The 12,085-nt window shown below is 47.8% G+C and carries 11 protein-coding genes and 1 riboswitch; of the genes, 2 read left to right on the forward strand and 9 right to left on the reverse strand.

The window, feature by feature from the left end:
• Nucleotides 1-179: 179 nt before the first annotated feature.
• The 9 genes from leuB to JNN12_03270 all read right to left on the reverse strand — a co-directional run bounded on the left by leuB (nt 180) and on the right by JNN12_03270 (nt 9,885).
• The gene (gene leuB, locus JNN12_03230) at nt 180-1,253 is read right to left on the reverse strand and encodes a 3-isopropylmalate dehydrogenase (GenBank protein MBL7977328.1); all 1,074 of its coding nucleotides are present in this window, start codon (nt 1,251-1,253) and stop codon (nt 180-182) included.
• 29 nt (nt 1,254-1,282) lie between these two features.
• Nucleotides 1,283-1,792 (reverse strand): DUF1572 family protein, encoded by a 510-nt coding sequence (locus JNN12_03235; GenBank protein ID MBL7977329.1) that lies wholly within the window; start codon nt 1,790-1,792, stop codon nt 1,283-1,285.
• 49 nt (nt 1,793-1,841) lie between these two features.
• Complete coding sequence (gene ilvC / locus JNN12_03240) at nt 1,842-2,870, reverse strand: ketol-acid reductoisomerase (GenBank protein ID MBL7977330.1); 1,029 nt, start codon at nt 2,868-2,870, stop codon at nt 1,842-1,844.
• Between the two features lie 68 nt (nt 2,871-2,938).
• A complete protein-coding gene (gene ilvN, locus JNN12_03245; GenBank protein ID MBL7977331.1) occupies nt 2,939-3,514 on the reverse strand; it encodes an acetolactate synthase small subunit in 576 nt (191 codons plus the stop codon).
• Between the two features lie 33 nt (nt 3,515-3,547).
• Nucleotides 3,548-5,314 (reverse strand): biosynthetic-type acetolactate synthase large subunit, encoded by a 1,767-nt coding sequence (gene ilvB, locus JNN12_03250; protein MBL7977332.1) that lies wholly within the window; start codon nt 5,312-5,314, stop codon nt 3,548-3,550.
• Between the two features lie 418 nt (nt 5,315-5,732).
• On the reverse strand, nt 5,733-6,206 hold the full coding sequence (locus tag JNN12_03255) for a GNAT family N-acetyltransferase (GenBank protein ID MBL7977333.1): 474 nt from the start codon (nt 6,204-6,206) through the stop codon (nt 5,733-5,735).
• A 58-nt stretch (nt 6,207-6,264) separates the two neighbouring features.
• The gene (gene asd, locus JNN12_03260) at nt 6,265-7,323 is read right to left on the reverse strand and encodes an aspartate-semialdehyde dehydrogenase (protein ID MBL7977334.1); all 1,059 of its coding nucleotides are present in this window, start codon (nt 7,321-7,323) and stop codon (nt 6,265-6,267) included.
• Entirely contained in the window at nt 7,296-8,504 is a 1,209-nt protein-coding gene (gene metX / locus JNN12_03265; GenBank protein MBL7977335.1) for a homoserine O-acetyltransferase, read from the reverse strand. Before metX ends, asd begins: the two co-directional genes overlap by 28 nt.
• A gap of 73 nt (nt 8,505-8,577) precedes the next feature.
• Nucleotides 8,578-9,885, reverse strand: a complete 1,308-nt coding sequence (locus tag JNN12_03270; GenBank protein ID MBL7977336.1) for an O-acetylhomoserine aminocarboxypropyltransferase/cysteine synthase — start codon at nt 9,883-9,885, stop codon at nt 8,578-8,580.
• Nucleotides 9,886-10,060: 175 nt separating this feature from the next.
• Nucleotides 10,061-10,176, reverse strand: a riboswitch (SAM riboswitch).
• A gap of 248 nt (nt 10,177-10,424) precedes the next feature.
• Between JNN12_03270 and JNN12_03275 the strand changes: the two genes are divergently transcribed.
• A complete protein-coding gene (locus JNN12_03275) occupies nt 10,425-11,093 on the forward strand; it encodes a hypothetical protein (protein ID MBL7977337.1) in 669 nt (222 codons plus the stop codon).
• Nucleotides 11,094-11,203: 110 nt separating this feature from the next.
• The gene (folD, locus tag JNN12_03280) at nt 11,204-12,082 is read left to right on the forward strand and encodes a bifunctional methylenetetrahydrofolate dehydrogenase/methenyltetrahydrofolate cyclohydrolase FolD (protein MBL7977338.1); all 879 of its coding nucleotides are present in this window, start codon (nt 11,204-11,206) and stop codon (nt 12,080-12,082) included.
• Nucleotides 12,083-12,085: the final 3 nt, after the last annotated feature.

Below are 12,085 nucleotides of genomic sequence, written 5' to 3' on the forward strand. Positions count from 1 at the left end.
CGTAGGCCAAGCAAGACAAAAACAAGAAAGGACAGGCCAAAAGGGCCTTGATACATTGCTGGGTCGGTCTTCATCACACGAACCAAATTGGTGGGCGGTAGCAACAAGACATTGCCCCGTAAGTACCCAAGCTAAGAAAACAAATCGTTTAATCGTAAGAATTGGAGATTAAGGTTGCATCAACCGAACTGAAGTCGTTTCACCACTTCATCTCCAAAAGCAGACGTAGTAAGTGGTAAAATCGGACCTGTTGCCAAATCGGCTGTCAAAAAACCATCCAATTGTGTTTTTGAGACTGCAAGACGAATAGCGGTTGCGGCGGCATTTTCGCCCAGAAAATCCAACATCATGGCTGCGCTGAGTATGGTAGCAACTGGGTTTGCAATCCCTTTTCCGACAATATCGGGTGCGGAACCATGAATTGGTTCAAACAAGCCACTCGATTCACCGATGCTGGCCGAGGGTAACATTCCAAGAGAACCAGGCAATACCGCAGAGGCATCGCTCAGAATATCTCCAAAAAGATTTCCGGTGAGGATTACATCAAACTGACGTGGATTCAAGATCAATTGCATCGCTGCATTATCCACGTACATGTGCTCTAACTGAACATCCTCGAACTCGGCATCACGTATGTCCTGGACCACTTCTCGCCAAAGTTGCGAAACCGCCAAAACATTTGCTTTATCCACCGATGTCACCTTATTTCTGCGGTCACGGGCATACCGGAAGGCGATACGGGCAATGCGTTCGATCTCTGGACGGGTATAACGCATCGTACTCACCCCTTCAAAATCGTTTCGGTAAGAAGGCGTACCAAAATAGATCCCTCCCACCAATTCCCGAACTACCAACAAATTGGTTCCCGCCACTTTCTCCGGGCGCAAAGGGGAACGCACCGCCTGAACCTCATCCACAGCGACAGGACGAAGGTTTGCAAATACGTCTAGGGCCTTTCGCATGGTCAATAGGCCCGTTTCGGGGCGAAGTTCCTTTGGCAAACCGTCATATTGGGGGCCACCCACTGCGCCTAACAAGACGGCATCGGCGCGTTTGCAAGACTCATGCGTCTGGTCTGGATAGGGGCTACCAAGATCATCTACCGCCGCCCCACCGATGAGTGCCGACTCGAACAAAATCCCAAAATCAAACAACTCCGAAACACGGGTCAATACTTTTACGGCTTCGGCCACCACTTCAGGGCCAATCCCGTCTCCAGATAAAAGCGTAATATTATAGGTGGAGGGTTTCACGTAGCGTAAGGTTTTATAAGGTGTAATATTTAATCAGTCTTTACCCGATCATTCAGCGTTGGCTCGGTATAAAATGCCATATCCACATCCCTAAGCATTTTCGTCCAGAATACAATTTGTCCTGTGTGATAAGAAAAATGCTGGGTGACATGAATCATTATACCTGTAACGCTCCAGTCATTCCTTCCCTGCACCGCCCGTTTACAATACAGTTCATCCGGGTTTAATGATTTCATTTCGGCCACAGCTTCGGCAACGGTTTCAGTGAGTGCATCCAGTAACTGCGTTTTTGACATGCCTCCTCCGGCATTAAACTCAAAGGAGCGATCTCGTAGATCCGGCCTCCCAGCCAAACCAGAGAGCACATATTGTCGGATATTGCCTACAAGATGTAACAATTGGTTACCCACCGCATTCGAGTTGCCGGAAGGTTTTGTCCAAATTTCTGTCTCATCCATCAATGCCAGACAGGCACGGATTTTGGAGAGATTTTCCTCAAAATACTGGATACACTCAGCGGCAATAAGTTGTATGTCCATGCGCGAAAACATAAGAAGAGGGCCAGAAATTACCCCGACCCTCTAAAAATTATTGACCAATTGGCTCACCTACCGTTTCAGCTTTTCGGTTGGTTTTCAGCCAAGGCATCATGGCACGCAAATTTTTACCGACGACCTCAATTGGATGCACAGTATCGGCTTCGCGCATGGCTTGTAGGTTCGCAGACCCATTGTCGCAGTCGTCAATAAATTCTTGCGCGAACTGGCCATTTTGTACCTCGTCCAAGATTTTCTTCATCTCGGCCTTTGCCGTATCCTTAATTACACGCACGCCACGTGTATAACCACCATACTCGGCAGTATCGGATACGGAATAGTTCATGTACGCCAAGCCACCCTCGTAGTACAAGTCAACGATGAGCTTCAACTCGTGGAGGCACTCAAAGTACGCCAATTCCGGCGGATAACCCGCTTCTACCAAAGTTTCAAAGCCCGCTTTAATCAGGGCTTCCGAGCCACCACACAATACGGCTTGCTCCCCAAAAAGATCTGTCTCGGTTTCGTCCTTAAAGTTGGTTTCGATGATCCCCACACGTCCTCCTCCTATGCCAGAGGCATAGGAAAGCGCCAATTCCAAGGCGCCTCCGGTTGCATCCTGATGAACAGCTACCAAACACGGCGTTCCAGCACCTTCGGTATAAGTCCGGCGGACCAAATGCCCTGGAGATTTCGGGGCCACCATAAACACATCCACATCCGTTGGAGGAATGACCCGCTTGAAATGAATATTGAAACCATGTCCGAAGCCAAGCGCTTGTCCGGCACGAAGGTTTGGTGCAATTTCGGCATCAAATACTTTTTTTTGGTGCTGATCGGGAATGAGGATCATGACCACATCTGCCCACTGAACCGCCTCAGCAACTGCCAAGACCTTCAGACCCCGTTCCGAGGCTTTTTCGGCTGAAGCAGAACCGGGACGCAAGCCCACTGCCACTTCTACGCCACTTTCGTGAAGGTTTAGGGCATGGGCATGGCCCTGACTCCCGTAACCGATAACGGCTACTTTTTTTGACTGAATCAGACCGAGGTCAGCATCGGCATCATAATAAACTTTCATGGGTGAACTTAATGGGTTATGTACAAAATTTGGTATTGATTTACGCATAAAGACTTATGGCGAACAACTCAATCACCGTGAATGAGAGGACGGGCCAAGGCTACCCTACCGCTTCGGGCCACATCCAAAATGCCATAAGGCCCCAATATATGAATAAGGGCTTTAATTTTTTTTGTAGGGCCGATCACTTCAAACATCAACGTTTCGGGCGTAATGTCCACTACTTTTCCTTCAAACATTTCGAGGGTATCCCGTAGTTCGCTGCGTTGATGAGCCAATGCCCGTACCCGGATGAGGCAAATTTCACGCTCCACATAGTCCGCATCGTTTAGGTCTGTCACCTCCAACGTTTCAACAAGCCGATTCAGTTGACGGAGAATCTGCCGGATTACTTTGGTATTTCCGCTGGTGGCTAACGTGAGCCGAGAAACACTTGGATCTTCGGTTTCACCAACAGCAACACTTTCCAAATTAAAGCCCCGTGCCGCAAACATATTCAGTACACGGTTCAAAGATCCAGATTGGTTTTCCAGCAATACACTGATAATATGGCGTTGCACCAATGTTTCATCACCCGGATTAATGGGGAGTCCGTCTGCCTTTTTACGGTATATCTGCTGGGGGGTTAAAGTCTTGGTGGACATAGGTTTATGTTTTAATGGATTAAGGCAAACAAATCAGACAAAACTATCGGGGGTCATCCGTTTCGTGATCATCTCATCGGTCGAAGCACCAGAAGGAACCATCGGAAACACCATTTCTTCCTTCACCACCTTAAATTCCATCAATACGGGGCCATCGTGTGCAAAGGCTTCATCGAGCGTTTTTTGTACATCGGCAACATTTTCGCAATACAAGCCCTTTATACGGAATGCTTCGGCCAATTTTACATAATCCGGATTGGAGCCAGAAAGATCGGTATGGCTGTATCGGCTTTCATGGAATAATTCCTGCCACTGACGGACCATTCCAAGAAAATTATTATTGAAAATGATGATTTTTACGGGCAGGTTGTACTGCGAGATCACCCCCAATTCTTGGGCATTCATCAAGAAACCACCATCCCCGTTAATCGAGACCACGGGACGTGTTTGTTGTCCGAAGGAAGCTCCCATGGCAGCTGGTAACGAGAACCCCATGGTTCCCAATCCGCCCGAAGTAATATGGGTACGAGGATAGACGTATTTAAAAAATTGTGCGCCCCACATTTGGTTTTGGCCGACGTCTGTGATCACAACGGCATCTCCCTGGGTTTTCTCCCACAACAAATCCAAGATATATTGTGGCCGAAGTTGTCCGTCTTTATCATAACCCAATGGACATTCTTGTTTCCATTGTGCAATCTGCTCAAGCCATGCCGAGGTGTCTTTTTTGCCAACCAGAGGCAATAATTGCTGTAACACCCTTTTCACATCCCCCACAACCGCACAATCCACATAAACATTTTTAGAAATACAGGAAGGGTCAATATCCATGTGAATGATTTTTGCATGGGGCGCCCAAGATTCTAATTTCCCTGTCACACGGTCATCAAACCGTGCTCCAACGGCAATCAGCAAATCCGCATGTTGAACTGCCTGATTGGCATACCATGTCCCATGCATTCCTAACATATGTAGCGAAAGCTCATCGGTCACGGGGAACGCTCCGATGCCATGCAAGGTAGTCGTCACCGGAATCTGGGTTTTTCTGGCCAGTTCTGCCAATTCTTCGGCTGCGCCCGAAAACAAACATCCCCCACCCACATACAACAAGGGCTTGCTTGCGGCCATGATCATATCGGCAGCCTGTTGGACTTTTGCTTTGGATGGCTGCATTGGAACATGATACCCCCGGATGTCAATACTTTCTGGAATCTGAAGCGGTGCCTTGGCCAGTAGAACGTCTTTAGGGATATCTACCAGAACGGGTCCTGGACGTCCGGACTGGGCGATATGAAAGGCTTCACGCACCACCCTTGAAAGATCCCGCACATCCCGCACCAAATAATTATGTTTGGTGATGGTTCGGGTAATCCCCACAATATCCGCCTCTTGAAAAGCGTCATTTCCAATTAGATGTGTAGGAACCTGTCCTGTAATAACGACAATCGGCACGGAGTCCATATAAGCATCTGCAATTCCAGTCACGGTATTGGTTGCCCCCGGCCCACTGGTGGCCAGCATCACCCCTACTTTCCCCGTGGCCTTGGCATATCCTTCTGCGGCATGGGTCCCACCTTGCTCGTGTCGCACCAAAATATGCTTAAACGAAGGCTGAATCCGGCTGAGCTCATCATAAAGAGTAATAATAGCACCTCCTGGATGGCCGAAAATAACTTCTACCCCTTCATATTCTAAAGTTCGAATAAGAATCTCGGAACCAGTAACTGTCGGGGGCTGGATTGTTACCATTTCGTCGGGAATTGCATCACCGGCGGTATCTGGGATATTCTGCGTGGTCATAAGATTGGGGTTATAGTGGTCTTAAAAAAGCAAGTTGCTTATTTTAAGGATTTTGTTTTTGAAGCAACAAATTTTTAGCCAGATCAAGGATGGACGATTCATTTCAGAACCAAATCCGGTCAGAACCTTTAGGCAAAGAAGGTAGCATCCATACAAGACGAACTTGCCTCTGAGGTTGGGGACGTGCCATTAAATAAACAAACTTTATTGAACAAATAAAACCTAAAGAACAACGGCTCAGCAAGGGATTTAGGATAAATAAATGAAGCAAAAAAGAGACTGGGTTACAAAAATAACATAAAAGCGCTTTCAATACTTAATTAAATAAGAACATATGCACATTAACCAAAAAAACAAAAGAAGATACCTGCGACGTTTGGCTTTACCCCTAAAAAAACAAGTCAATATTCACATCATTTTATAATTCAATGACCGATTGAATCGCGAATTCGACCGCATTTTGCTGTTTCCAGAAGGATTGGGCTTCCGCATTGCGTGAAGAGGCAATTAAGCCAATGCGTTCGCTTCCAATTTCCACAGCCCACTCTTTTACTTGATCTACCAAGGCTTTACCGATCCCAAGCCCTCGATATGCTGTATCAACATAAATCTCTTGAATAAAAACTTCTCCTGGCGGTTCAAAAATGGTAGAAGTAACGGCATAATGGGCTGCGATGTACCCTACGATTCCCTTTTCCTCGACGGCAACCCACATCTTATGATCGGCTTCATAGAGCCAGTCGGAAAAACTATTACGCCAGCGATCTGTTGCATCCGGTGCAAGCCTAAAGCGGGTATCCAACGACTGGTGTAGCCGCATAAGCGACCTCCAAAGTCGTTCAATTTCATCTCGATGTTCTCGTTTGGCTTGTATAATCGTAAAATGTGCCATGGATACCCAAAATAGAAGGGGCACACCTGTTGATGCACCCCAATTTAAAAGGCGCTTTTTAAATCCGATGTTTCAAGTAGCCTTTGTTCACCAAAAGTTCCGCATTGAGAATGGCGCCTCCTGCTGCTCCACGAATGGTATTATGGACCAGAAGCGTAAACTTCACATCGAATAATGTATCCGCACGCACCCGCCCCACCGAGACCGTCATGCCATTTCCCAAAGAAGCATGGCGTCGTGGTTGCGGAAAACGCTCATCCTCGAATAATTTGATCAGGGGCGTAGGCGACGAAGGCAACCCCAGATGACCAATCGGGTCTTCGAAGGTTTCAAACGCTGCTTTGATTGCAGAAAGATCGGCGGGCGTTTTTAATTTAACCGAAACACTTTCGGTATGGCCATCCAAAACAGGAACCCGATTACAGGAAGCACTGATCTTAAAGTCTGCGAAGCGAATGCCCTCTTCTGAAAGGGTGCCAAACAATTTTAGTGGCTCTGTTTCCATTTTGGCTTCTTCGCCCCCGATGTGTGGTACGACATTACCTAAAATGTCTAAAGAAGGTACACCCGGATAACCCGCGCCGGAAAGAGCCTGCATGGTCACCACGTGGACTGCCTCCAAACCAAATGCTTGCTGAAGGGGTAACAAGGCCAGCACGAGACCGACCGTTGAGCAATTGGGATTGGTGACAATAAAGCCGCCTTGCTTGCTGTAGGTCTGACGATCAATTAAAGCCAGATGCGCCGGGTTCACTTCTGGAACCAACAATGGGACAGTCGGCTCCATCCGATAGTTTCGGGTGTTGGAGATTACTGGCATACCAGCTTGTGCAAACGCCAATTCCATTTCCAACGCCACACTGGCATCTACACCGGAAAAAACAAAGTCGGCATCCACTTCTTCCGGATTCGCAAGCACCACAGTTTGACCTGCAATTTTTTCAGGAATCGGGGTTGCGCCAATCCAATTTACGGCATCTATGTACTTTTTCCCGGCCGATCGCTCGGAAGCCGCAAGGGCAACCACTTCGAACCACGGGTGCCCATCCAACAACTCCACGAACTTCTGACCAACAGCACCAGTCGCCCCTAAGACGCCAACACGATACTTTTGCATTTTAACTCCTTTAGCTTATGATTTAAGGGATGGTTATTCGAGGTCGTTGCCGACACCAAAGGTAGGCCAACAGGTTTCCCTACCGCGTTTTCAGCAACCGATTTTGAAATGGCCTTGCCATTCACTTGGGGGTACGAATCTGACAGAAAGGGCTTAATAAACGAACTCAGTTGTTCAAATTCGATTAAGAACGCATCGTGGCCATCTTCTGAATGTAAAATTCGGAAATGTGCTTGCGGTATATGCCGCGCCAACTCCTCCTGTTCAGGAAGTGGATATAGAAGGTCGGAGTCTATCCCCACAACCAAGACCGGAATGTTCAGGCTTCGAAGTACTTGCTCATAGACCCCACGCCCTCGTGAGACATCGTGCGAATCCATTAATTGTGTCAGCCGAACATAGACATTGGCATCAAACCGTTCGGTTAATTTTCTGCCTTGGTACCGTTGATAGCTCTCTACGGCATACAAGGCTTCGCCCTGAGACGCCTGCTCTGCCCGACCGAAGCGGTCTTGAAAAGAACGCCAAGACCGATACGAAATCATGGCATTCATACGAGCAGCTGCCAATCCTGCAAGCGGCGGATTCGCTTCGTCGTAGTAGCCATTCTGCCAATGAGGGTCGGCATAGATTGCTGCACGTTGTGCCTCGCTCCACCCAATGGTCCAGGCGGAATGGCGTCCAGAAGCCGCAATCACGGCCACACGCTTGACCCACTCCGGTGCCAAATAAGCCCATTCCAAGGCTTGCATCCCTCCCATAGAACCACCAATAACGGCTTCGATTCCTTGTACTCCTAATTGCTTTAGTGCCTCGATGTGGAGTCGAACCGAATCTCGAACCGTGACCCTTGGAAACGTTCCACCATATCGTTTTCCTGTTTCCGGATTGATTGTGCATGGCCCCATCGTCCCATAACACGACCCTAATACATTTAAACACACCACCCAATACCGATTCGTATCAAATGCTTTACCTGGCCCCAATAGATCGCCCCACCAGTCAGCGATATCCGTATTTCCGGTCAAGGCATGGCAGACCACCAATACATTGTCTTGACGTTCATTGAGTGTACCCCACGCCTGATACCCTACCTGTACGGCATGTAGTTGGTGTTGATTTTCAAGGGTGAATGGATGGATATATAAGGTTTTAAGGCCGGATGGAAGAGGGATGTCCATGATGGTTTGTTGTTAAGGTGGGCAAGGATAAGCGGAAGGACATACCAGCCGTCCTTCCGCCCAGTCTGGTGCATTAAGAGACCTGTGATGCGACTAAGGCCTGATTCAAATCGGCTTTTATATCTTCGATGTATTCAATTCCCACCGAAAGCCGAATGAGGGAGGGGGTTACTCCAGAAGCATGTTGTTCTTCTGCGGTTAATTGTTGGTGAGTAGTAGAAGCCGGATGAATCACTAGGGTCTTTGCATCACCCACATTGGCCAAGTGGCTGGCAAGTTTCACACCGTTAATGAATGTCTTTCCGGCCTCAAGCCCACCTTTTATACCAAAACTGAGCACGCCCCCAAAACCTCGTTTGAGGTACTTTTTGGCTTGCTCGTGGTATGGATGACTGACAAGACCCGGATAACTCACCCATGCTACTGCATCATGGGCTTCTAGCCACTCGGCCACTACCTGCGCATTTTCCACATGGCGTTGTACACGCAAAGAGAGGGTTTCCAAACCCTGGAGCAATAAAAAGGAATTAAAAGGACTTTGTGAAGGGCCATAGTCCCGCAATCCCTCCACCCGGGCCCGGATGATAAAAGCTACATTTACGCCAAGCACGCCATTACTGCCAAAAACTTCCCAAAAATTGAGGCCGTGATACCCTGGAGAAGGTGCGGTAAACGTCGGGAAACGGCCATTGTCCCAAGGAAATGTACCCGCATCCACAATTACCCCACCAATGGCCGTACCGTGCCCACCAATCCACTTTGTGGCCGAATGAACCACGATGTCGGCGCCATGTTCAATCGGGCGAAAGAGGTATCCCCCAGCACCAAAGGTATTGTCCACAACCAAAGGCACACCATATTTTTTGGCAATGGCTGCAATCGCATCAAAATCCGGAACATTAAATCTTGGATTTCCAATAGTTTCTACATAAATGGCCTTCGTTCGTTCATCAATTAAAGATTCGATACTCGCAGGGTCGTCACCCTCGGCAAACCGAACCTGAATACCAATACGTGGAAATTGCACCTTAAATTGGTTATACGTTCCACCATATAAGTAACTTGTCGTCACAATATTATCCCCAGCCTCGGCCAAGGTAGTCAGGGCCAAGAACTGCGCCGCTTGTCCAGAGGAAGTAGCCAAAGCCGCTACGCCTCCCTCAAGCGCGGCCATCCGCTGCTCAAAAACATCATTTGTGGGATTCATAATCCGGGTGTAGATATTTCCAAACTCCTTTAAGGCAAATAAATTGGCACCATGATCGGCATCATTAAACGTATAGGAACTTGTTGCGTAGATCGGAACAGCGCGTGCATTGGTTCCGGGCGCAGGTGTTTGCCCTGCATGAAGTTGTAGGGTATCGAAGTGTAGTCTGCTCATGATTTTGCTCGTTGTTTAAATGGGGTAAGTGGTTAAACAAAGAACATTCATCCAGTCTCAACGTCCTGATGCAGGCGGGACATGCTTGCGCGCAAAAGCAAAAGCCTCAACTACATCGGAGGTAGAAGAGGCGCATTTGATAAATCAACGTATAGGATAACCGGTGTCTATCAAGCGTTCATCTTTCCCCGTGCATATGCAACAAGGCAGGAATTGGCACCTTCTTCCCTGTAATGGGGAACGGTTGCCAGAGCGTCGTAGGGCCTGTCCCTCGGCTCTTCTGGATAAATGCTTAACTTGAAAAAGAACAAGTGGGGTAAAGATACATTGTTTGAACTTTATAATTCAAGCCCTCCATCGAAAAACCGCTAAATTTTATTAAATGGAAACGCTTTCTATATGCCTTGAACAATATTTTTCGTATTTTAGGTTAAACGGGAATCTAAACTTCTCGTCCAAGATTCAAGTCTGGTGTTCCTTATAATCTTTATTTCCTAGATACCTTTACCACCACATTTTCAGTTCAGGGAGAATCAACCATGAAAAAACTTCATCGTCATTTACTCATTGCCTGTACCACAGTATTGCTGATCCCGACTGCTTGGGCACAGACCACATGGGGAGACATTCAACCCAGCGTTCCAGCTCCTCAACCAACACCCTATTACACGTCCAGCGGTGGAAAACCAGTATTCCGTGCCGTAGCGCCACAAAACAATGTTCCTACAGAGACAAAGATAAATCCTCATTATGCCAACTCGCAGTATGGTCCTCACAACCCTGCCCCTGTCCCTGGTACGGAAACAGGATGTAGCGCCTTCCCCAGAGGGAGTCAGGAAGAATTAAATTGTGAAGTGGACGGCTACAAAAATTCCTCTATGCTGCGCTTATTTCAGAACTTTGTAAAAACGAATCGTAACTCGGTGCAATGTGGAAGATTCACCGCACAATACCAAAATGTGGGCGATCATGCAGAAATAACGGTTTCAGACAATTTTAACAGTTTTGTTCTTGGGTATCGAGACAACATGATCTTGATTCCAAACGACGTAGAATCTACAGTACTGTGGCAAACCCGCGACCGGGTTCTAAAAATGTTATATGCCTGCCGCGACGCTGGTATGGACACTGGTTTAGGAGGCTATCTACCTCCCGTAACCAATCGCGTCAGAACCCAAGGTGAATATAACCCTACGCGGTATAGATAATAATCCGAAGTCAAGAAAAGCGCTTCAAAACGGGGCGCTTTTTCTATTACTGACCGAAGATTCAAATTCAAGAACCAAAAACATCGTTTATCTTCCCCTTAAAAACAGCTATGGCAGCATCTATTATAGACGGAAAAACAATCGCAGCAGAAGTCCGGGCAGAAGTAAAAGAAGCCGTAGCCCAATGGGTCGCCCACGGCCATCGTCCCCCCTTTCTTGCAGTGGTGTTAATCGGAGACAATCCAGCGTCGGCTTCTTATGTTCGAGGCAAGGCCAAAGCCTGTGCCGAGGTGGGAATGGGCACTGAAACGATCCAACACCCGGCTTCTATGACAGAAGCAGCCCTGCTTAAACTTATTCAGCACCTAAATACAGATCAAAACGTAGATGGTATCCTCGTTCAACTCCCCCTTCCACCCCATATGGACGAGAAAAAAGTGCTTCATGCCATTGCTCCGCAGAAAGATGTGGACGGTTTTCATCCTGAAAATGCCGGAAATTTGGTCATTGGTCAGCCGGCATTTTCACCCGCAACACCAGCGGGTGTAATGGAACTCCTTAAAAGAAGTGGGGTTGAGACACGAGGCGCCCATGCTGTAGTCATTGGAAGATCCAATATTGTAGGTAAACCAATGGCCAACCTACTCATTCAGCCCGGAGCAGATGCCACGGTAACCGTATGCCATAGTCGTACCAAAAACTTGGCTGCGCTGAGTGCACAGGCAGATATCTTGGTTGCGGCCATCGGAAAACCAAATTTCGTGGCCCCCAACATGGTAAAAGAAGGAGCGGTGGTTATTGACGTGGGCATCAACCGTATAGAAGACCTTTCCAAAAAAAATGGATATCGTTTGGTAGGTGATGTGGACTTCCATGCTGTCTCTCAAAAGGCCGCCCTCATCACTCCGGTCCCTGGAGGGGTAGGACCAATGACCATTGCTATGCTGCTCAAAAACACCCTGACGGCTGCTATCAAAAACCATCCTTAAATC

It is taken from the genome of Bacteroidetes Order II. bacterium (genome assembly GCA_016788705.1).
Lineage (GTDB): Bacteria > Bacteroidota > Rhodothermia > Rhodothermales > UBA2364 > UBA2364.